A 21,870-nucleotide genomic window follows, 5' to 3' on the forward strand; every position below is an offset into this window, starting at 1 on the left:
TCACTCCCCTTGGGCGGCGGCGTCGGTGCCGGGTTTGATGAAGCGTGCGGGGTTGGTGCCCTGGGCGAGCATTTCGAGGATGTCCATCATGGGGCGGGTTCCCTCGTGTTTGACCATGCCGGGGCTTGCGCCGAGGCGGAACGCGCCGGGCAGGGGCTTGCCGTCGGGGGTGCGCGGGAGGACGTCCACGGGGGACGGGCCGGTGGCGGGGTAGACGACGCAGTCCGAGAGCACGGCGATCGGGTACAGGTCGGCGGCCTGGGCGAGTTTGCGGATCTTGCGGTGCATGCCGATCCGGGCGTTGGCGATGACGGCGGCGCGGATGTCCGGGCGCCAGGTGGGCCGTTCGAGGGCCGACCAGCGGTCGCCGGGGCGGTAGTGGGCTCCCTGGGGGCGTTCGCGAAGCTTGCCGATGCCGCCCTTGACGGTGGCCTTGATCGCGGACAGCACGATCGCCCGTGCCGGGTCGGCCTGCTTGTGGTGCTCCATCGCCGTCAGGAACGCGGCGTCGGTCAGGTCGGGGGTGACGCCGAGGTCGGCCATCGTGGCCAGATAGGCGTCGCGCAGGCGGGTGTACCAGGGGTCCAGGTAGGGGCCGTGGTCGGGGCGGATCCACGCCTCGAACGGGTCCACACTCGCGCCGAGTTCGAGGGCGTAGGCGACGGTGGGGGTGGCGTACCAGCCGGGCCCGGTCGGGGCGATGCCGGTGGGGGTGAACGGGGACGGCAGACGCGGGTCCAGGTCGAGGGTGGAGAGGTCGACGTACCAGCAGCCGGGGAGCTTCGGATCGAACGTGGGGGCCTCGACGTGGACCGGGGCGCCCAGGCCCACGGGCAGGCGGGAGGCGGCGGCGAGGAACGCGGTGTTCACGTCCAGGCCCACCGCGTACTCCCGGTCGGCCTCGGCGTCGTCGATCAGGTGGATCGGGCGGTGCCAGTCGTACGCCTCCTCCACCAGGACCTCGTGCGCGGCGCGCGTCTGCGCGACGGGGTGCTCGTCCGGGGCCTCGGGCGGCGCGGGATCGACCGCCTCGGTCAGCGAACCCGGGACCGGGCCGGAACGCCAGTTGCCGGTGGTCGGGTCCTTGACGGCCTGCGTCGGCGGGCGCACCTCGGTCATCAGGGTCAGGCCGGCGACGGCGGTGGAACCGCGCGGGGTGATCACCCGGGCGGCGTAGGCACCGAGCAGGTCGGCCAGTTCGCCGGGGGGCAGGGTGGCGGCGCCGGCCCAGGAACGGGCGTCGAGCGCGTCCCAGCCGAGGAACGCGAACTGCACACACTCCCGCCGGCCGCCCTCGGCGGGCGGGCGGTAGACCTTGGTCCACGGAGCGAACCCGCGCCGCGTCAGGCGCCACCCGTCCTTGGTGACCTGCTTCACGACCTTGTGGTCGTCGGGCAGGCGCAGGTTCCGGCGATCCTCCAAGTCGGGCGGCACACCGAGGCGTTCGGCCGCCGCCGCGGTGACCACCACCAGCGGGTCCGCGTCACGGCCGGCGCGGTGCAGACGCGGCGCGCCCAACCCGGCGGCCAACGCCCACGCGACCACATCCGGCAACGTCTTCGCCGGGCAGGGCACGGTACGCCCGCCCGTCAGGTGGGCCACGAACCCACGCGGCGCGCGATCGAGCACCGCGAGCGGACCCGCCGCGAACCGGTCGGCATCGGAGGCGGTGGCGGCCGCGGCAGGGGTGTCGGTCGCCGGCCGTGCGGCCCGTCCCGACCGGGCAGGCGCACGAGAAGCCGGCGGCCGAGGCGCGGTCGGCCCGCCCGACCGCGCGGGCCCGGGAGCCGGCGCGGGTGCGGGTGCTTGATCTGCGGGCACAGCGGGCAGTGCCGCAGGCGCGGCGGACGGGCGGGTCCAGGGCGCGGCGGCCGACCGCGCGGCCGGCGACGCCTCGACGTCGGCGACCGACACGGCGGGTGGGTCTTCGGGCGTCGGTGCGGTGTCGGGCGTGGCGGCCGGGGCGGGGTAACGCTCGGCCAGGCCGCGCAGCAGCCGCGCGTACGCCTGGCGCTGCGGCGGGCGCGGCTCGGTCCGGCCGGCCTCCCACGACACGATCGTGTCCCGCCGCACCCCGAGCGCGTCCGCCACCCGCTGCTGCGTCAGGCCCGCAGCCGTGCGCAGACGCGAGCGCTCGGCGGGTGGCGGCAGATCTCCCTGCGCCACCTGCGCCAACAACGCGTCCACCGCCTCGAACAGGGTCTCGTCCCTCATCCGCTTGTCACCTCCACTCCACGAATCTAACATCTTCCGTACTTTGAATCCGACATTCGAATCAGCTCTGAACCCGACATGGCTTCCGGAGTTTGCGACGGTCAGCGCTAGTTGGCCATGGGCAGCGGTAGTTGGCCACTTAGGTCGGTCGGTGCCCGTTCGGTGTGACTTTTCGCGCTTGACGACTTCTGATCGAGCGGACCGACAGCATCCCGCACGCGCGGACGGTGCCTGGCGGTCCTCGGCTTGGTGACCAGCGAAGACGTCCCGCCGTCGGTGACAACTGCGATGAAACTCGGAGCAAGTGCCAATAAACTCGACCTTCTAGTGTCAAGAAGCTCGAAAACCACGCCGTGGAAGCCCAGGTCAGCCGCGAATCTGGTGTCGGGTATCTCGAAAAGTCGCATTCGGGCACGTGTAGCCGGGGTGCGGTCGGATGTGTGCGGGCTGGATCAGCTCGTCGTTTCGTACGCGATGCCCGACGCGGTGCGTGCTCTGCTCGTGCGGGGGTGGACGGTGGTGTGGTTCGGGGGCGGCGAGGTGGTGTGGCCGGTCCGGGATCCGACGGCGGTTGGAGGCGGCCGCTGCCTGTGGGTGGCGCTACGTGGTGGTGACCGGATGGCGCAGACACGCGTGCGGGGTTGCCGGATGCCCTTTCGGCTCGACGCCGGCCCTTGGAGGATCTCCTGGGCGTGCAGGGGCCGCTGATCGAGGCGGTGGGGGAAGGGTCTTGGGTATTCGGGGAGTTGGTCCCGGCGACAGCGTGTCCGGTGGTGGCTCGTGCCCGTGCGCTGCACCTGATCTGGCACGGGCGCTTGGCCGTGTACCTGGCCGAGCCGTTGGGGGATTCCCCGCCGGTGTGGGCGGGGAGCGAAGGCCGGTGGGGGTAGGTCGTGAGGGGGCGATTCGCGACTTCGCACCCCGTCTCGGTCTTCGCCCGGCACCTCCGCCGTTGACGATCGGGCCGCGTCGGGTGGTTGCGGGTTGTCGCCTTGTCTTGTCGAACGTTTCGCCTGTGATGGGCGCGCATGCGCGGGTACGGTGTGGTGGCTTGCGGTTGCCGTGTGGTGACGGTCGGGGGAGGGGTGGGCATGGCACAGCAGCTTGCGCGGGTTCCGTTGGAGGGCGGGGGCTCGATTCTGGTCGAGGCCGCGGAGGGGGCGGTCGGGCCGGTGAAGGCGGGCCGGGTCGGCGATGCGATTCGTGACCTGCCGGTGGCGTTGAACGCGGCTCTGAGTCCGGTCACCGATCTGGCGCGTACCGTGCTGAGGCGGGTGCGGGATGCGGGGCCGTCCGAGGTGGAGATCGAGTTCGGGATCGATCTCGGCACGGAGGCGGGGGTGGTGATCACCAAGACCGCGGCCAACTGCCATCTGACGGTGAGGGTGGTGTGGCGCAAGGACGACGACGCTCCCCCGGTGGCCGGCGCGCCGTCGAGCTGATCCGGTGGACGCCGAGGACGTCGTCTTCCGGGCCGGGACTGTGCCCGGTGTGCCTGGGGCCGTCGCCCAGGTCCGCGACGGGGTCGGGACGGTGGTGGGGGCGGGTTTCCTGATCGCGGAGGACCTGCTGGTCACCTGTGCGCACGTCCTGGTGGACGGCGGCTACGGCCCCGGTGCGGTGGTGGGGCTGGTGTTCCCCCACGCGCCCGGTGCCCCGGCGGTCGCGGGCCGGGTGCTGGAGGAGCCGTGGCGTGGGCCGCGGGAACAGGACGTCGCCCTGGTGGCGCTGGAACGCTCGGTGGGAGTGGCCCCGCTGTCGCTGGGATCGGCGGCGGGCTGCCGCGGGCACCGGGTGCGCTCGTTCGGTTTCCCGCAACAGGCCCCGCCGGGCGGTCACTTCGGGTTCGCCACGGCCGGCGAGCTGCTGCCGGCCGTCGACGACAGTGGTGATCTGTTGCAGCTGACCGGGGCCAACGATCTGACCACGGGGTTCAGCGGCGGGCCGGTGCTGGACGAGGTGAGCGGCCTGGTGGTGGGCATGCTCACGGCCATCACGGCCCCGGACGTTCACGACCGGGGCCAGGGCATCGCCTACGTCACGCCGACGACGGTGCTGCGACAGGTGTGGCCCGTACTCGACGAGCGGGACGTGTCGCCCTATCGGGCTCTGGAGCCGTTCACGGCCGAGCACGCCCGCTGGTTCCGCGGTCGCGCGGAGGCGGTGCGTCAGGTGTTGACGGCCCTGGGCGGCCGGCGGCGGGTGGTGCTGCTGCTCGGGCCCTCCGGATCGGGCAAGTCGTCCCTGGTCCAGGCGGGGGTGCTCCCGGCGCTGGCCGCGGGACGGCTGCCGGGCAGCGACCGCTGGCGCCCGGTGGTCGTGCGGCCGGGACGGGACCTGCCGGCCGCCCTCGAACAGGCGGGCCTGACCGGAGCCGCCACCGCGGGCATCGGCGCGGCCGTCTCCGACCTGCTCGCCGTCGACCCCGACCACGACCGCGTCGTGTTGGTCGTCGACCAGTTCGAGGAACTCCTCGCCTCCTCCGCCGGGACGCGAGCCCTGGAGTCGCTCGACCGGATCACCGCGGCGATCCGATCCGACGCGAGGCTCGGCGTGGTCCTGGTGATGCGCGACGACTTCTACTCCCGGCTGTCCGCGTCGGCTCCGGATCTGTTGCGGGCCGCGTTGCCCGGCCTGCTCAACGTGCCCACCACCTTGAACGGCGGGGAGTTGGAGGAGATCGTCACCGGGCCCGCCGACGACCTGGGCGCACCTTTCGAGCCGGGGCTGGCGCAACGGATCATCTCCGACGTCCTCGCCCTCAACCCCCGCACGGCCGCGGGCCTCGAGGCCCCGGTCACGGTACTGCCGCTGCTCGAGGTCACCCTCAGCCGGCTGTGGGAGCGCCGCCGCGACCACGACGGCCGCCTCGCCCACGACGCCTACCGCCGCCTCGGGGCCGTGACCGGAGCCCTGGCCGACTGGTGCGACACCGCGCTCGGTGAACTCGACGAACCCCGGCGACGCATCGCACAGCGCGTCCTGACCGCGCTGGTCCGCCCGGCCGACGACGCCCGGCACATCCCGGCGGTGCGCCAACAGCTCCCGCTCGACGAACTGCGCGATCTCGCCGCCGACAGCGACACACCCGCCGGTTTCGACGCCGTCGACGAGGTCGTGGCCGTACTCGCCCGTCACCGCCTCGTCGCCACCGACCGGGCGCACGTCCCCGGTCGGGCGGGCGACCCGACCGGGGTCCCGGTGGCGGACCTCATCCACGACGCGCTCATCCGCGACTGGGACACACTGCGCAGATGGGTCGGCCAGGACGCCCGCTTCCACGACTGGCTCCACCGCGCCCGCACCCAGCACGCCCGCTGGCAGGAGTCCCGCCACCCCCAGGACCTGCCCGCCGGAACCCTCCTCACCGAAGGCAACGACTGGTCGCATCAGCGCCGACTGCCGACCGACCTGAAGACCTTCCTCGAGGCCGGACGACGCCACCAGCAGGCCGCCATTCGGCGCAGCAGGCGCCTGAACGTCATCCTGGCGAGCGTCCTGGCCCTCGCGCTCATCGCCTCCGGGCTGGCCCTGTGGCAACGACAGACGGCGATCACCGCACGGCACACGGCCGACGCCCAACGCCACGCCGCCGACACCCAACGGCGAGTCGCCCAGTCCCGGCAACTCGCCGCCCAGTCCGCCTCCCTGATCGACACCAACCCCGACCTCGCGTCCCTCCTCGCGATCGGCGCCTACCGCACCAGCCCCACCACGGAGGCGATCGGCAGCCTCCAAACCGCCGTGCAACTTCCCCTGCGTCGCCGTCTCGCCAGCCACGGCGACGCCATGAACTCGATGGTGTTCAGCCCCGACGGACACACCCTCGTCACGAGCGCCCACGACGACACCGTGCGGCTGTGGGACGTGGCGACCGGCAACCCCCTCACGCCCCTCGCCGGAGACACCAAGGACGTGGAGTCGGTGGCGTTCAGCCCCGACGGACGCACCCTCGCCACCGGCGGCTTCGACAAAACCGTGCGGCTGTGGGACGTGGCGACCCGCAACCTCCTCACCACCCTCACCGGCCACACCAACACCGTGGCCTCGGTGGCGTTCAGCCCCGACGGGCACACCCTCGCCACCAGCGGCGGCCTCGACAAAACCGTACGGCTGTGGGACGTGGCGACCGGCAAAACCCTCACCACCCTCACCGGCCACACCAACGCCGTGTACTCGGTGGAGTTCGGCCCCGACGGACGCACCCTCGCCACCAATGGCGACGACCACACCGCACGGCTGTGGGACGCGGCGACCGGCAAATCCCTCACCACCTTCACCGACGTCACGCGCCCGGTGGAGTTCGGCCCCGACGGGCACACCCTCGCCACCGCAAGCGACGACGGCACCGTGCGATTGTGGGACGCGACCGGCAGACCCCTCACCACCCTGACCGGACACACCGCCGTGAAGTCGGTGGCGTTCGGCCCCGACGGGCACACCCTCGCCACCGGCAGCGGCGACGGCACCGTACGGCTGTGGGACGTGGCGACCGGCATAACCCTCACCACCCTCACCCCACACACCGAAGCCGGGCACGACGAACACACCGACGGCGTGTTCTCGGTGGCGTTCAGCCCCGACGGACACACCCTCGCCACCGGCAGCGCCGACAAGACCGTACGGCTGTGGGACGTGGCGACCGGAAAGCTCCTCGGCACCCGCGCCGGACACCTCGACTTCGTGTTCTCGGTGGCGTTCAGCCCGGACGGACGCACCCTCGCCTCCCTGGGCAAGGACTTCACCGTGCGGCTGTGGGACGTGACCGGCAAAACCCCCACCACCCTCACCGGACACGCCTCCGACGTGAACTCGGTGGCGTTCAGCCCCGACGGACACACCCTCGCCACCAGCGGCGGCCTCGACAAAACCGTACGGCTGTGGGACGTGGCGACCGGCAAAACCCTCATCACCCTCACCACCTACACTGGGGACAACCCGAACGACGGGGCCGTGGACTCGGTGGCGTTCAGCCCCGACGGGCACACCCTCGCCGCCGGCACCCGCGACGGCACGCGATTGTGGGACGTGGCGACCGGCAAACCCCTCCCCGGACAGATCAGGGGAGCCGTGGACTCGGTGGCGTTCAGCCCCGATGGACACACCCTGGCCATCGGCACCCGCGACGGCACGCAATTGTGGGACGTGGCGACCGGCAAACCCCTCGCCACCCTCACCACCTACACCGGGGACAACCCGAACGACGGGGCCGTGGACTCGGTGGCGTTCAGCCCCGACGGGCACACCCTCGCCGCCGGCGGCTTCGACAAAACCGTACGGCTGTGGGACGTGGCGACCGCAAAGAACTTCGCCACCCTCACCGGACACACCGCGGCCGTGACGTCGGTCGCGTTCAGCCCCGACGGACACACCCTCGCCACCGGCAGCATCTACGACGACACCGTTCGCCTCTGGGACGTGGCAACCGCAAGGACCCTCGCCACTCTCACCCATGCCGGGATCTCGGTGGCGTTCAGCCCCGACGGACACACCCTCGCCACCGGCAGCGCCGACAAGACCGTACGGCTGTGGGACGTGGCGACCGCAAAGAACTTCGCCACCCTCATCGGACACACCGAGGGCGTGAACTCGGTGGCGTTCAGCCCCGACGGACACACCGTCGCCAGCACGGGCAACGACCGCACCGTACGCCTGTGGCCCTTCACCCTGCCGGACGCCGCGGCCGACGTGCTCTGCAAGGCCGTTGCCCGTGACCTCACCCCCTACGAGAAGGACAGGTACCTGCCCCAACAGAACGTTGGGCTGAATATCTGCTCCGGATGACCTCGCGACCGTGCCGACGCCCCGAAATCCGTGCCACGCTCCACGCGTAAGGAAGGTCGCGCTCGATCCGTTCGATCCCGGTGAGCATTCGCCTGTCGGGCGCGAAGAAACGTCAGCGAAGTCGTCGTCGGTGTCGTATCGGGTGCCGCTTGGTGGGCTGCGGAGAGTGCGCGGTACACCGACGCGAGCGACGGCTGAGGGCTGGCGTTCCTGCAGGACTTGAGGACGAGTCCGGCGGGGACGTCGAAAACGGGTACGCCCTTGTCGCGCAGGGCGGGAGCGAAGACGAGCATGTGGTCGTCGACCTCGGGGCGTCCGCCGTGCCGGCCCTCGGCGGCGGGGCCCTGAACGCCACGCCCCGCCTTCAACCCCGGTCTGGCGTCGACGCGGATGGCCAACCGGATCTGACCAAAGTGGCCAACAGTCGATGACCACCCCACCGTTGACCAGCGACGCTCCGAGCGCGTGTGGCCACCTATCGCCGGCGGTCACAGAGTTGTGGGATGCCGACCGATAGATGGTCATGTCGATCAATAGTTGGCCGGCCTCTCGCCGTGCCTCTGCCGAACCGTTGAGCCGTGACACGTGGGTCGGAACCCGGTCATGGTTGGTGGATCCTGAGCGTTCCGGCCGATCTTGAGCTTGGGCCGTGCCCCGAAATGATCGGACGTCCGCCGCCGGGGCCTGGTAGAACCGGGTCCCTGCGGTATGTGGGCCACGAGGGTCTGGGGGCGTTATGTCGGGACCGGCAGTCGGACTGTGGCTGTTCGAACCACGCGGGTTCGCGGACATCGTGGCCGATGTGGTCCCGTGGTTGGAGACCTTCTGCGACCCGGTGGAGCCCAGGGTCGGCGGCGACGTGGACTTCCGGGTGCGAGACGCTTCGGCCTTGGGTCTGCGTGCCTTCGACCCGGCCGGCGCCGGCGTGTTCTTCCTGTCCGAGGACGAGGAAATGCCTGCCGGTGACGAGGACTACTCGGCCTTCTCGCGTCCTCCGGTGCAGGGGCTGATCGTCGGTGCCGGTTGCTAGGGCTCGGTGAACCACGTGCTGCTCGGCCACCTTGTGCTCGCTCTCGCCCACCGTCTCGATGCGCTGGTCGACTTCGATGGTCTCCTGGGTAGTCGCCCCGCCGCGGGAGACGAGGCGGTGTCGGCCCGCGCGAGAGCGTTGGCGTCGGCCCTCCCGGGAAGGCTCGTCGAAGTGTCCTATGACACCGGGGGCGGCGGCCGGTGGCTTCGACACGTCGGAGACCCGGAGTTTCTGGACGCCTGGCTGCGGCATCCCGACTTCCACTTGATCAACTAGCGCCCCGGTGGCGGACTTCTCGGCGAGCAGGTCGCCATTGATGAGAATCTCCGGATTCGGCCGGACCTGCTCTTTGTTCCCCACTTGCTTGAACGCTCAGCAAAGATCGCGAGCCGCCTGACAGTTGAGAGTCAGGGCCGCGCCGGCCGGTCAAGGGCGCCTTCGGCATCGCTCACGCGATGGCTGCGCCACCCTGGGCAGTCCGACCCGGCCCCTGAAGGCGCGGGTTCTCGGGCGGCTCCCGCGAGCCTGGAGTCAGGATGCATCTGCTGTGGCGCCCGTCACGGAAGACTTGAAGCCGGCAATGGGGCCGCCTGTCGGCGGCGACGGAGCCGAGGCAGGAGGTTATAAAGATGCCGAAGGCGCCCTTTCGGGCGCCGCAGGGCAGAGCGTCCAACGCTCAAGGGCGGCGAAGCCGCCCACAGACCTGGTGGTTCTGGGCCGTAGGCCGTGGCTGTTCGGCTCGCCACCGAGCAATGCAGCAACCAGAGGCCCTTGGCATGACCCGGCGGGCCTCTCGACGGGCGCATCGTCCATCTGGGAAATCGGTCTCGTGGCGGACTTGCGTAGCGCGGCCGGCCCCTGCTGCAACCCCGAATGGGGCCGGCCACGCCGGCCTCGGCTCAGGAGAGCCAGTAGGTCGGCGACTGAACGTTGCCGTGCCAGACGCCATCTCCTCCTATCCAGCTCATCGAAACGTTGTAGTAGTTGCCCGGCTGAACGGCTCCAGACCAGGGTGACCAGGAACAGGAAGTGCTACAGCCCCCCACGTGGGAATAGAACTGCGGAATCGCCTGGCCGTTGACGACCTTGTTCATGGCAAAGATGACGTCCGCGCCGCTGGGGGTCTGCGAGGCGCCACCGGCCATGTCCACCGTTCCGGCAGACTGGTTGCTGGTGATGCAGATGCCGGGCTTCAAGTCGACTCCCGCGACATTGACCGCCCTCCGGAACTGGCAAGTGGTTGTGGCGGCACTGGCGGTTCCCGCGGTGATCGCGGAGGTGCCGTGGTGATCGACGCGGCGAACACCCGATCGCCGACGACGGTCACGCGGGCGTCGAACAGGCGGTCCTCGACGAGAACGCGTCGCGGTCGAGGCGGCTCACGACCAGGTCGGCCGTGCCGGGCCGGCCCGGACGGCTCGTCCCGCGTCGGCGGTGTACACCCGCGACCGGCGGAGGCGACCGGACCCGCCCGGGTCGGGCTCCCGGGGGCGTCGATACGCTGGGGCGGTGACCGGGTTCGACGACACCGACCGACGGCAACTCGCCCTGGTGTTGCACGAGTACGCCGAGCACGTCCTGGACGAGGTGGCCATACTGCGGGTGCGGACGAAGTACGGGGACGTCTACCTCGAGATGTTCCGTACGTTCCCCCCGGGCACCACCGAAGGCTACTTCCACTCGATCGACCCTTTGCTGCCGCCGCTCGGCGCGCGGGAGAACCGGTTCACCCCCGCTCACGAGATCCGACTCGCCGTCCTGCTCCACGCGTACGCCGAACACGAACTCGACCAGTGGACCGCGCTGGAGACCCGCACCACCCGCGGGCCGGTCCACATCGGAATCACCAACTCGACCCCTTACAGCGGGACCCACGACGACGCACTGCCGCTCGACCACCTCCTCCCCACACCGGCCACCGGGCGGCGAATCGACACCCGCTGAACCTGCGGGAACGAGGCGGATCCCGTGGGCTCGCGTGCGGATTGGAGAACGTGATCGTCACCGCGGGGCGGGTCGGTCGGCGGGTGCCCCGTCCCGGCGCAGGGGTCGTCCCAGCAGGCGTTGCACGTCCTGTTCGATCGCGTCCAGGAGTCGTGCGCCGAACACACAGAAGGTGTGTTCCCAGGGGTGACCGAAGGTGCCGAACCGCAGATCCTGCGCAAGGAAGACGTGGTAGTCCCCGGCCGGGTACGGGCCGAACGGCCAACCCTCGCGCGAGCGCCCCTCGAGCACGCGCGGCAGGAACATGTCGGTCTCCGGGACGTCCGGGCGCAGCCGGTAGCAGGTGTGCTGCCAGTCCAGGAGCCACAGCGACTCCCCCGGGCGCGCAGCAGGCGGCGAGCCCGTCCTGGACGACGTCGACCAGGCGGTCGAGGTTGCGTTCGCCGGGATCGTCGCGCAACGCGTCCAGGCTCCACGTGATCGACGGCGCGGGCTCGGTGATGCCCGGGAACTCGCGTACGCAGGGCCGGAAGGCGAACCGGGCGTCGAACCGGTCCCAGACGGCCGTGTATTCGGGACGGGACAGGTGGCGCAGGCGTTCGACGGTCACCGGGCGAGCCTATCGTCGCGTGGCTCGTTCGCCGGTGGTGCCGGCGCCCCGACCCGACGCCGACGAGGACGAGGACGAGGACGGCGTCAACGCCTGGATCCACGACGGGACCTCGTCCTGGGCCGTCGTCACCATCCTCCCCGACGGAGGCGTCCGTGCCGAACAGGGCGGAGTCCGGCGCCTGTTCGACGCGCGGGACCGCCTGGGACGCGTGGACCGCGCACGGGCGGGTCAGCCGCTGGGACCACGGCAGGCTGAAGGACGAGAGCACCGGCGGGTAGGTCGCCGATATCGGCGCCGGCATCTGCCCGGTGGACCACGAAAGACGGTCGCCAACTCCGGCTGCGGACCTACGATTCCTGCGTGGACTCCCTGGACTGTGAGCTGTTGGTCGTCGATCCGGTCCGGCGAACGGAGCTCGCCTTCACATCGGTTGCGCAGCTCGCGCTGGACACCGGGTTTCGACTCGGCGACGTAGTCGAGCGTGGTCTACCCACGCATTTTCCGGTCGGTGTCGAAATACGTCAGCGTCTGACGACCGACATTGCGCATCGAATTCTCTCGGGTGAAATGTACGAAGAACAACGTGGCAGGCTCACGCCTCATGAGGACTCCCGGGCACGAAGGCTCTCCCGATCCGTTCGCGGTGGAGATCGGCCTCCGCGAATGCCGGTGGCAGCTGATCGTCATCGCCCCCGACAGGACCCGGGTCACGGAAGAGACCGTCTGCTTGGATGATGCGATCCCGGCCGCGGCGCGATCGAGCAACCCGTCACCCCCACACCGGTGTTGCCCGCCGACTCCGCATCGCGGGCACCGGCCGGAATCAGCTACGTCGTCGACGACGACATGTGCTGCGCGATCCCCACAGGAACCGGGGATGGATCGAGGTGGCATCCGGTTGGCGGACCACGCGCTGCCATCCGACATCCGGGAGCCCGGCCGGCTCCTCGGCGGAACCCCGACCGTGCGCCGCGTGCCATCGTGATCCCGGCTCGCATCGACGCACCCGCACCCGTCACAGAGGACAACGGCCGAAACATGTCGCATTCGTACAGGCACCCGACCCCCGAACCCGACGACACCGGGCGTGGTGTCGCGCCCACTCACGGCCCGCCCGCGTCCCGTCCCTGCGGCACCTGCCCGTATCGGCGCGACGTGCCTTCGGGCATTTGGGCGCCCGAGCAGTACGCCAAGCTCCCTCCGTACGATGCGCCGACGCCCGCTCAGCCGGCGGCACTGTGGCAATGCCACGTGATCGACCGCGACGCGCCGGGCGCCCGCGTCTGTGCCGGGTGGGTGGGCTGCCACGGCGGTGACGACCTCCCGGCGCTGCGATTGGCCCTGCTCGACGGTCGCATCGACGCCGACACCCGATGGGCGGCGATCGAGTACACGTCCCCGATACCGCTCTTCGGCTCCGGTGCGGAAGCCGCGGCACACGGCCTGGCGAACATCGATCGCCCCGGCGCGGCGGCCCGCGCGGCGATCGACAAGATCACGCGGACGCAACGCCCGCCCCGAACCGCGCTCTCGAAGGAACAGCCCGGTTCGGCTCAGGCGTGAGCGTCGGCTGCGGTATGCCGATCGATCGACGGGTGACCGGTGCCCTCCTCGACATTGCCGCCCGAGGCCTTTGCCGCTCCGGCGCGTCGTGTGGGTCAGCCGCCTTGGCCGGCGCTACCGATGGGGCCGACGTCGACCGGGGAGCTGGCGCCGTCGACGACCGGCACGGTGGCGGTGCCGCGCCAGTTGAAGGCCGACGCGGGCACCGGACTGTCGGTGCCCATGGGCGAGATGCTGTTCTCGACTCCATCCTCGGTGTTGAAGACGACGCTCGTGACGTGTGCGGGGAGCTGCGGAAGGAACCGGGTGGTCCGCGCCTCGGCGGCGGCGCGGGCGTCGCAGATGCGGATGCTCAGCGACGGCGGGCGCGGGGTGTAGGCGCCTTGGAACAGCCGGGGCCGATGGGGAACCACACCTCGACGGAAGGCTCCCCGCAAAGCTCTCACGGTGTGACGGGGTGCCGGTCGCCATCGGAATGACGCGCCGGTGTTGCGGTGTCCTCGTGCCCGCCGGGGGCGGTGCTCTCGCAGCTTGGGCAACGGGGTCGTCCACCTCGGTGCCCGGTCCTGCCGTCGGATGCCGCCCGCACGTTCAGGCTTGCGTTGTCACGAGGGTGGCTTCCTCGGGTTCCCGGACCGGCTTTCTTGCTCGACCTCGGTCCCTTTGAGGGCCTTCCTCAACCGATGCCTCCACTGCTGGGACATCTCGGGCGACGCGGACAGGCGCCGGATCAGGGTATGCACGAGTGCCCGGTCGAAGCCCGGCGTGGCCTGCATCTCGACGAGCCATGACGCCGCCGCCTGCATCCAGTACGGGCGGCGGGACTCGACCGCCGAGGAAACCGTCAGCTCGAACAGGCGCTCCGGGGAGGCGATCCCACCGTCCGCGAGCACGTCCCACCGGCCCCGGAACTCGCCCAGACACTCCGACAGTCCGCGCTCCATGAACGGCCACATCGGCACGAAACCCGAGCCCTCGAGGCTCGCCCGCCCCTCGCCGGCGACACCGACGCCGATCCGACCGGACACCAGAATCCCGATCCACGCCCCGTTCCCGCGTGGAAGCACCGGCCGCCACGTCGCCAGGTCCTCCCCCACACCGGCAAGCGTACCGACGACACGACGAAGGCAACCCGTGCGCCGGGCCCAGAGCATACGCATCGTCGGCGACCCGATCGCTCCGACCTGCGTCCTGTCTGCCGACGCCTTCGGTCGAGCAGCGCTCCACCCGCCGGTCGTCCGGTGAACGCGATCGTGCCGATGTGGCAACCGGCGAGCCTCGGCACACGAAGGGTATGTACCCGGACACAAGTCCCTTCAGGGTTGCAGCGTTCCCCGTATGCAGTCCGCCCGCGCCTGCGTCGCCGGTCGGGTCGCCCGGGTCGAGCAACTGGGCCTGTCGGGACGAGGCGTCGGTCCGCATCGACGAATACGGGGCGACGATCGAGATCGCCGCACGATGCCCGGCCCACGACGTGACGCGTCGGCGGCCCGCGTCCCCGGGTGGGGCCGGTGATCAGTTACCTCGGTGGCGGTTTCGACGGGCGAGCCGGAGCACCACGACGCCGGCGGTGAGGAGTACGGCGCCGGCCACCACCGCGAGGGCGGTCGCCGTCGGGACGGTGTCGTCCGAGGCGTCCGTGTGGTTCGATCCGGTGGCCATCGCCGGCGGGGCCTGCCTACGGCATTACGGACAACGGCATTGCTCCCCCGAACACGTCAACGGCCTAGATTCCACCATCGGACGACGAGACGGTTTCATCACGTCGCAAACGAGCAACCCGGCGACTTGGGTGTTCGGCCGGCCGGCGATTGCGGAGTTCGAGCGTTTCGCTTTCGACAGGTGTTGGCGCGACACCACGCCCCGGCCGAAGCCGCAGGCGGGCATGGTGGGCGTGATCTGCACGACCACGGCCGTGCACTTCTACGGTGCGGACGATCCCACGACGTCGACGGCCCAGTTCGAGCGCGAGGCGCACAGGCTCGGGTCGACGCCGGACACGGCGACCTGGGCGAGACCACAACCGGTTCCGGACGTGCGCTTCCCGGATCCGACGCCACCGCCGGGAGCGGGCGAGCAGTACAGCCCGCGCGGGGAAACCGGCACGTATGCCAAACCCGTGCGCTGGCAACAGGCCTACACCGAGCACGCGTTCGTCGTCCGCGCATCGGTGACGATCCAATACCGGACCGAACGCACCAAGCCGAAGCCCACCCCGTCCCGCACCCCGATGTTCCCCCAACCCCCCGCCACCTGCGCCGGCGGCCACCGCCCATGGAGCTGCCTGTGACCCGCGACGGCCTCAGCCCGCGCCCGCCCGGCCGGGCGGGTTCGCGCCCGAGTTCCGCGACCGTCCAGGCGGGACAGATCCCCGTGGACCAGTGGCCCACCCGGATGCCCAGGAAGGAACGGACCGGCCGTGCCCGCCAGGCCGAGCAGGCCCGCACGGTGCAGGACGCCGTCGACCTGGACCGGCGGCGCCGTCGCGAGGAAGCCGTCCGGGACACGGACCGGCCCGTGCTGCCGCCGCGGCTGGGTGAGGCGGTACGGCGGCGGTCCCTCTTCCTGCTGCCGCCGGATCCGGACGACGAACACGGGGAGCCCGCGTGAACCAGGTCCCGAGCCACGGCGATCTCGCCGCTCTCCTCACCCGGGCCTCCCCGCGGCGGGACACGTTCGCGGGCTGGCAGCGCTGGCGTACCAACCGGGGCCTGTTCACGCCCGCGCCCCGCCTGGCCATCACCGAATGGCGGACGATGAGCGAGCGCGAGCGGTCCCACTACGACCTGCACCGCACCGCGACGCACGTGAACCTGCCGCTGCAGGAGACCCCGATGTCCCTGAAGGTGTCCCGTTCGGTGAGCCGACGCATCCGCAACAACGCGCTGAAGACGCGGCCGTCGACACGGGCCGGGGTGATGGTCACCGGCTGGGGCTACCAGGGCAAGACCGAGACGGTCTGCGAGGTCGCCGCCGCCTTCGAGGACGCCTGGCTGGACCTGCACGACCACCTCAACCCGAACGCGCCGGACGGGACGAGGGGTCTGCACGCGCCCGTCGCCTACGTGCAGACACCGGTCACCGCGAAACCCAAGGGCCTGTGCCAGGCGATCCTGGACTTCTTCGGCGCCGAGACCCGTCGGCTGACCCTTCCGCAACTGATCCGCCAGGTCGCCGACTCCCTGGACGACCACGGAACCCAGGCCCTGATCCTCGACGACATCACCCGCCTGCGCATGCACCGGGCCGACGACCAGGACACCCTGGACCTGGTCCGCGCCCTGATGAGCATGAACGTCACCCTCGTGCTGGTCGGCGTCGACATCGTCGGCTCCGGGCTCCTGCGACACGGCCGGTGGGACGCCCGATCCCGGCAGTGGGTGCTGCCGTCCGCGCGGCAGGCCCGCGTCCACGGCCTCGAAGCCACACAGACCGAACGCCGCTTCGACCTGGTCGAACTCGACCGCTTCCGGTACACGACACCGCCCCAGATCACCGCGTTCCACGACCACCTCGCCGGCCTGGAGACCAACCTGCGTCTGCTCAAGGCCCCGACCGCGATGCTCACCGGTGGCACCATGCCGGAATACCTCATGCGCCGCACCGACGGCGTGATCGGCCTACTCGAGCGACTCGTCGAGGACGGCTGCCAGGAAGCGATCGACAGCGGCAGGGAAACGCTCGACGAGGACCTCCTCGACGAGATCGTCCTCAGCCTCGACGATCCCGACCGGGACCCACGAGCCGGCGAAGTCCCCGCGATCCCCGGGTCCTCCCCGCCAGCACCGGCCCGCAGGACCGCGGGCAGGAACACCGTCCTCGACGACCGGGGCCCCGCGGCCGCCGCGGACGGCTGACCCGCGTGCCCCGGCCGGCCGAGCCCCTGCCCCGGACCCTGACGCCGCTGCCCGGGGAGGGACTGCCCGGGCTCCTCCTGCGCCTCGCGCACCGCCTCGACCTGACCCCGGCCATGCTCCTGACCCGAACCGGACTGCAAGACCCCCTCACCTCCTACGCCCCGAGCCGACTCCTGCTGAGCATGGGCGAACGGCTGACCACGTTCGCCGACGTCACACGACTCACCGCCGCCGAAGCCGCCCGCCTGACCCTCGCGCCGGACACCGCCCGCTACCCGGCGATCACCGAGTCCCTCACCGGACGCGCATCCCCGTCCTTCCCCTACGACGCCTGGGTGTTCACCAACTTCACCCGCTACTGCCCGCGCTGTCTGGCCGGCGACGGCTCCGCGATCCAACAACGCCACGGCGGCCCCTGGAAGATCCGTTGGCGACTGCCCGTCGTCTTCGCCTGCCCCGAACACCGGACATTCCTGCACGACACCTGCCCCACCTGCGAACGACCCGCACACGCCTTCGACCGGGCCGCGTGCCGGCTGTTGCCCAGGGCGACCGTGGGCGGACTGCACCCCGCCCAGTGCCGCAACCCCGACGGAGGACTCACCGCACCCGCGCGGATCTGCCGCACACGACTGGACATCGACACCCTCCCCGCCCTGCCCGCGGTCACCCCCTCCCAATGGGCCCTCCAGGACCGGATCCACCGCCTGCTCGACGCACCCACGAACACGACAGAGGCGATCCACCACTTCACCGGCCTGCGTGTCCTGTCCGCCGTCGTCGTGGCCACCTGGCCGGTGGGCCGGGACTTCGGCTTCGCGGCTTCGTCCGACGCGCTCGAGGAGTACGTGGGCGACCTGCGGCGGCGGGCCGTCGACGCGAACGACCCCACCAGGGTCAGATGGGACACGCCGCCGCGCTCCGCCCTCGCCACCGCGACTCTGCTCGAAACGGCGGACGCGATACTCGCCCTCGCCCGGGCGGAGTTGCGCGGCGTCCTCGGCTCCATGCTGCACACCCGACCCCGAACCGCCGCCGGACGATGGGGCCGCACCCGGCTTCATCTCCAACGCCACGCCCCCGACCGTCTGCGTCGTGAATTCCGTGCGGTGCTGACGAACACCACCCTCACCCGAACGCTCGTCCGAGGCCCCGGGATCCGCCGTCACCAGGCCCGCCATCCACCCGAACACGTCCCGCAATGGCTGCCCGACGCGTGGACGATCCATCTGTCCTCGAGACCCGCGAACCATCGCGCGCGAAGGCTCGCCGCGATCCGACTCGTCCAGATGGCCTCGGACATGGACCTGGGCGAAGCAGCCCGCTACCTCGGCATTCCCGAGTCGTGGTGGCGCATCGACGACCGCAGGCCCCACTCGGGCCGACGCCTTCCCCGGAACCTGTTCGAACAGGACGACGCCCTCGCGCGGCTCGCGACCCTCCTGGACGCCGTGCCCGCCCCCACCGACTACCGCCACCGACGAACGAGCCTGGACGGCTGGACGCTTCCCGGGGAGGAATGGCGCGCGATTCACCGACGGCTGCCGCCGCTGCGACACCGCGTCGACGCCGCCTACGACACACGCAAACGCCAGGCGGCGTCGGAATTCGTCTGGTCGAGGGTCACCCACAGCGAACCCGACCTGGCACCACGCATCCCGCACGTGATCGACCACAGTCCATGGTTCCGCCGCAACCTCGCGGGCACCACCGCCGGACCGCCGTCTCCCCACTACCTCGTCATGCGACGACTCCTGGACAGCTACGCCACGCGCCTGGCCCTACGCATCGACCAGGCCCGCTCCCCGAACCCCGCCCATCGCAGGTGAACCCTCGTCCACCCCCTCGCCGGCACGCGCACGCAGGCGGGATCCGTCTCGGGACGGACCGACGCCGAGACCGCGCGGCGTGCGCGCGACCCGCAGGACATGGTCGTGTCCGGCATCGGGCGAACCGCCTTGTCCGGCTCGCGCCGGAGGCCTTCGGGCTCGTGGAGCGTCCGCGCCCGGGGCCGCCGAGATCGGTCGGCAGCGCGGCGGGGCACCGGGGGTATCGATCGTCGGGGCGCCGGATCTCGCCGAAGGGCGTTCCCGAAAGGGGAGCGCCCATCGCCCGGACGGCGAGGCGAACCTCGACGAGGTCAAACCGCGGGGGCCGAACCGGGCCGGCGGTGAAGTTCCACGCCGAACGAGCCGCCCCTGCGCAGCATCGGTCCTGGTAGGACGACGGCGCGGAATCCTGGGCACGATCTCCGCGCCGCCCGACGGCCGGCCGTCGCCTTCCGGGGCGACCTCCTGTGCCTGTATCGACGATCTCGAGGACTTGTGGTGCGGGCGGATCGCAGGCGGTGCGGTCGGCCAATACGACCACGGCGTGACGATCACCGCCGACGTCGAATGGTTCGGCCCGGCGGGTAATCGTGATATCGCTCCCCGATGGCCCGTCGCCGTCCGAATCCGGAACGCGACGAAGCCGGCCCGCGGGCACCTTCGTACCCGGGGCGGAATGGTCCCGCGTGCCCGCGCCGCTCGGGTGGCCCGCCGGGTGCCCCCAAACCTGCATTCGCCGTCGCCTCGAGGCCCGCATCCATGATGGCAGCGGTACGGGTGTCGTCGTGTTCGTCTTCGTCGATCGGTGTGCCGAATTGGGTGGTTCGGACCGTGCTGCGCAGATCGATTCGGACAGGGCCCGGAGAGTTCCGGTCAGCTTCGGCGGATGGGTTCCCGCCTGGTTGGCCGCGTGTCACGATCATGCGGGTCGGCCGTCGCCGGGAAACGGGAGCGAGATCGCAGGCGAGGGCGGAGCGGGCACGGGCTCGGTGGAGCCCCGGCGGGAGTCTGTGGCGACCCCGGGGTTCGTCGGTGTGCAAACACCGGTCCTCACACCGATGTCCTGTGCGTACCGCCGCCGTTCGGGTGCGCTGATTGGTGGATGCGAGGCGGGCAGGAGCGATCACTGTCGACCGGGAGGAAGTGTTCGCTTGGGAACGGACGACCACCGTCTCGACGCAGGGCTGCGGTTCGTACCGGAGGAGTTGCGGGCGAGGCCGGCCTCCGTGCACGCGCGTGGCCGGGGCGCGCGTCCGACGACGTTGCGTGGGCCGGTCGGGGAACGGTGGCACGGGCCGAATCCGGACAAGGCCTCGGAAGTGGCACACGCGCACGTCTTGGTCTCGCTGGTGGCGAGTGGACGGGGCCGCGTGGCCGGCTCGGTTCTTCGTGGCGTCCTCGCTGCGACGCCGGCGTGGGGGGTCGGGTCGTCGAGACGGCGCGGCCTCGGGGGCCGGAAAGGGGTTCTGCTCGATGCTCGAATCCGACTCGGATCTGAACGGGGGCCGGCGTGACGGACAACGCGACCGCGACGGCAGTGCGGGCAATAGCGAGACTGATGGCCTGCCATCGGGCCTCGGTCGCTCTGACCTGGGTGCGTGAGTTGCCGGATCCGCCGGTGAAACCGAAGGAGCCGATATATCTCGATGGGGCTCTGGCCGGTCGCGGGGACTGGGTGGACTCCGCGCCCGGAGGAAAGCCGGTGTTCTCCCTCGACCTGCGACGCGTCGCGGGGTTCCCCGGGAAGGTGGCGAACTTCTACTACCGCTCGGATGCCTTCGAGACGCGCTATTCGATGCACCTCGTGGACAAGGTGAAGGCCGCCGATCGCACGCCGCCGTTCGAGCTCATCACGGGCGAGCTACATGCGCAGGCAATTCCGCCCGATTATCTGCCGGGTGCGAACCGCGGGGAGGTCGAGGAGATCGCCGCATGGCGCGCGGGGTTCTCCCAGGAGACCTCGGCCACCTGGGTGCGTGAGTTGCCGGATCCGCCGGTGAAACCGAAGGAGCCGATATATCTCGATGGGGCTCTGGCCGGTCGCGGGGACTGGGTGGACTCCGCGCCCGGAGGAAAGCCGGTGTTCTCCCTCGACCTGCGACGCGTCGCGGGGTTCCCCGGGAAGGTGGCGAACTTCTACTACCGCTCGGATGCCTCCGAGACGCGCTATTCGATGCACCTCGTGGACAAGGTGAAGGCCGCCGATCGCACGCCGCCGTTCGAGCTCATCACGGGCGAGCTACATGCGCAGGCAATTCCGCCCGATTATCTGCCGGGTGCGAACCGCGGGGAGGTCGAGGAGATCGCCGCATGGCGCGCGGGGTTCTCCCAGGAGACCTCGGCCACCTGGGTGCGTGAGTTGCCGGATCCGCCGGTGAAACCGAAGGAGCCGATATATCTCGATGGGGCTCTGGCCGGTCGCGGGGACTGGGTGGACTCCGCGCCCGGAGGAAAGCCGGTGTTCTCCCTCGACCTGCGACGCGTCGCGGGGTTCCCCGGGAAGGTGGCGAACTTCTACTACCGCTCGGATGCCTCCGAGACGCGTTATTGGATGCATCTCGTCACCGAGGTCAAGGCCGTCGATCGCACGCCGCGGTTCGAGCTGATCACGGGCGAACTTCAAGCGCAGGACACTCCGTTCGGATACCTGCCTGGTGCGAACCGCGGGGAGGTCGCGGTGATCGCCGCATGGCTCGCCGGCCGGCGCCCCACGGTCCAGGCATCCTGGATTTCCCAGTCGCCCACGCCACCGATCATCAAGGGCAAGGCATTCGACATCGACGGCGCGCTCGCGGGTTCCGTCGCATGGGCCCCCGATACGGCCACCGTGTCGGGAAAGCCGGTCTTCAGGATCCTTCTGCCCCTGGAGGATTTCGCCGGTCAGTCCCTGGAGCTCTTTTACCGAAGCGACCAGTTGTCGACGCGGTACCACGCGCGCCTGGTCCGCAACCCGCCGGCCGACGCGCCCGCGTTCGCGCTGCGCGCGGACAGCGTCCTCATCCCCGTGCACCCGTGATCCGTCCCGTGTCGGACACA

At 70.9% G+C, this 21,870-nt stretch carries 16 protein-coding genes and 2 pseudogenes; 11 read left to right on the forward strand and 7 right to left on the reverse strand.

Translation table 11 applies throughout. The annotated features are described in order from the left end of the window. Positions 1-2,214, reverse strand: coding sequence for a telomere-associated protein Tap (gene tap, locus ACMXN5_RS30915; RefSeq protein ID WP_439678200.1), 2,214 nt, complete (start codon positions 2,212-2,214; stop codon positions 1-3). A gap of 1,091 nt (positions 2,215-3,305) precedes the next feature. Between tap and ACMXN5_RS30920 the strand changes: the two genes are divergently transcribed. The 3 genes and pseudogenes from ACMXN5_RS30920 (at position 3,306) to ACMXN5_RS30930 (ending at position 9,304) form a co-directional block, all read left to right on the forward strand. Next, positions 3,306-3,656 (forward strand): CU044_2847 family protein, encoded by a 351-nt coding sequence (locus ACMXN5_RS30920; RefSeq protein ID WP_439681313.1) that lies wholly within the window; start codon positions 3,306-3,308, stop codon positions 3,654-3,656. A 49-nt stretch (positions 3,657-3,705) separates the two neighbouring features. After that, positions 3,706-7,998, forward strand: a complete 4,293-nt coding sequence (locus ACMXN5_RS30925; protein ID WP_439678201.1) for an nSTAND1 domain-containing NTPase — start codon at positions 3,706-3,708, stop codon at positions 7,996-7,998. Between the two features lie 736 nt (positions 7,999-8,734). Beyond that, a pseudogene (locus ACMXN5_RS30930) lies at positions 8,735-9,304 on the forward strand (DUF6368 family protein). A 623-nt stretch (positions 9,305-9,927) separates the two neighbouring features. Here the strand turns inward: ACMXN5_RS30930 and ACMXN5_RS30935 are convergent. Further along, positions 9,928-10,224: a hypothetical protein gene (locus tag ACMXN5_RS30935; RefSeq protein WP_439678202.1), complete on the reverse strand. Its 297-nt coding sequence runs from the start codon at positions 10,222-10,224 to the stop codon at positions 9,928-9,930. Between the two features lie 313 nt (positions 10,225-10,537). Here ACMXN5_RS30935 and ACMXN5_RS30940 point away from each other — a divergent pair, with 313 nt between their 5' ends. Further along, a complete protein-coding gene (locus tag ACMXN5_RS30940; RefSeq protein ID WP_439678204.1) occupies positions 10,538-10,972 on the forward strand; it encodes a hypothetical protein in 435 nt (144 codons plus the stop codon). Between the two features lie 57 nt (positions 10,973-11,029). Here ACMXN5_RS30940 and ACMXN5_RS30945 read toward each other — a convergent pair whose 3' ends face one another. Together ACMXN5_RS30945 and ACMXN5_RS30950 are read right to left on the reverse strand one after the other, a co-directional pair. Then, positions 11,030-11,422 carry a DUF2716 domain-containing protein gene (locus ACMXN5_RS30945; protein ID WP_439681314.1) on the reverse strand — a complete coding sequence of 131 codons (393 nt, stop codon included), beginning with the start codon at positions 11,420-11,422 and terminating at the stop codon, positions 11,030-11,032. Beyond that, a pseudogene (locus tag ACMXN5_RS30950) lies at positions 11,364-11,582 on the reverse strand (DUF2716 domain-containing protein); the annotation flags it as partial. The gene ACMXN5_RS30945 and the pseudogene ACMXN5_RS30950, both read right to left, overlap by 59 nt. A gap of 155 nt (positions 11,583-11,737) precedes the next feature. On the opposite strand from ACMXN5_RS30950, the gene ACMXN5_RS30955 reads away from it, so the two are divergent. Both ACMXN5_RS30955 and ACMXN5_RS30960 read left to right on the forward strand, forming a co-directional pair. Then, positions 11,738-11,863 (forward strand): hypothetical protein, encoded by a 126-nt coding sequence (locus tag ACMXN5_RS30955; protein ID WP_439678205.1) that lies wholly within the window; start codon positions 11,738-11,740, stop codon positions 11,861-11,863. 760 nt (positions 11,864-12,623) lie between these two features. Beyond that, positions 12,624-13,148: a DUF6283 family protein gene (locus tag ACMXN5_RS30960; RefSeq protein WP_439678206.1), complete on the forward strand. Its 525-nt coding sequence runs from the start codon at positions 12,624-12,626 to the stop codon at positions 13,146-13,148. A 95-nt stretch (positions 13,149-13,243) separates the two neighbouring features. Here the strand turns inward: ACMXN5_RS30960 and ACMXN5_RS30965 are convergent, their stop codons facing one another. The 3 genes from ACMXN5_RS30965 to ACMXN5_RS30975 all read right to left on the reverse strand — a co-directional run bounded on the left by ACMXN5_RS30965 (position 13,244) and on the right by ACMXN5_RS30975 (position 14,810). Further along, entirely contained in the window at positions 13,244-13,561 is a 318-nt protein-coding gene (locus ACMXN5_RS30965; RefSeq protein ID WP_439678208.1) for a hypothetical protein, read from the reverse strand. Between the two features lie 192 nt (positions 13,562-13,753). Next, positions 13,754-14,245 (reverse strand): hypothetical protein, encoded by a 492-nt coding sequence (locus ACMXN5_RS30970; protein WP_439678209.1) that lies wholly within the window; start codon positions 14,243-14,245, stop codon positions 13,754-13,756. A 418-nt stretch (positions 14,246-14,663) separates the two neighbouring features. Continuing rightward, on the reverse strand, positions 14,664-14,810 hold the full coding sequence (locus ACMXN5_RS30975) for a hypothetical protein (protein ID WP_439678210.1): 147 nt from the start codon (positions 14,808-14,810) through the stop codon (positions 14,664-14,666). On the opposite strand from ACMXN5_RS30975, the gene ACMXN5_RS30980 reads away from it, so the two are divergent. From ACMXN5_RS30980 to ACMXN5_RS31000, 5 genes are all read left to right on the forward strand, one after another. Continuing rightward, positions 14,803-15,438, forward strand: a complete 636-nt coding sequence (locus ACMXN5_RS30980; protein WP_439678211.1) for a hypothetical protein — start codon at positions 14,803-14,805, stop codon at positions 15,436-15,438. The two genes, ACMXN5_RS30975 and ACMXN5_RS30980, sit on opposite strands and share 8 nt — an antisense overlap. Further along, positions 15,435-15,758: a hypothetical protein gene (locus ACMXN5_RS30985; RefSeq protein WP_439678212.1), complete on the forward strand. Its 324-nt coding sequence runs from the start codon at positions 15,435-15,437 to the stop codon at positions 15,756-15,758. The genes ACMXN5_RS30980 and ACMXN5_RS30985 overlap by 4 nt, the downstream gene beginning before the upstream one ends. Continuing rightward, positions 15,755-17,005, forward strand: a complete 1,251-nt coding sequence (locus ACMXN5_RS30990) for an AAA family ATPase (protein WP_439678214.1) — start codon at positions 15,755-15,757, stop codon at positions 17,003-17,005. The genes ACMXN5_RS30985 and ACMXN5_RS30990 overlap by 4 nt, the downstream gene beginning before the upstream one ends. A 5-nt stretch (positions 17,006-17,010) precedes the next feature. Next, on the forward strand, positions 17,011-18,834 hold the full coding sequence (locus tag ACMXN5_RS30995) for a TniQ family protein (protein ID WP_439678215.1): 1,824 nt from the start codon (positions 17,011-17,013) through the stop codon (positions 18,832-18,834). A 1,510-nt stretch (positions 18,835-20,344) separates the two neighbouring features. Next, the gene (locus tag ACMXN5_RS31000; protein ID WP_439678216.1) at positions 20,345-21,850 is read left to right on the forward strand and encodes a hypothetical protein; all 1,506 of its coding nucleotides are present in this window, start codon (positions 20,345-20,347) and stop codon (positions 21,848-21,850) included. The last annotated feature ends 20 nt before the right edge of the window (positions 21,851-21,870 follow it).

It is taken from the genome of Embleya australiensis (assembly GCF_051903075.1).
In the GTDB taxonomy this organism is placed as follows: domain Bacteria; phylum Actinomycetota; class Actinomycetes; order Streptomycetales; family Streptomycetaceae; genus Embleya.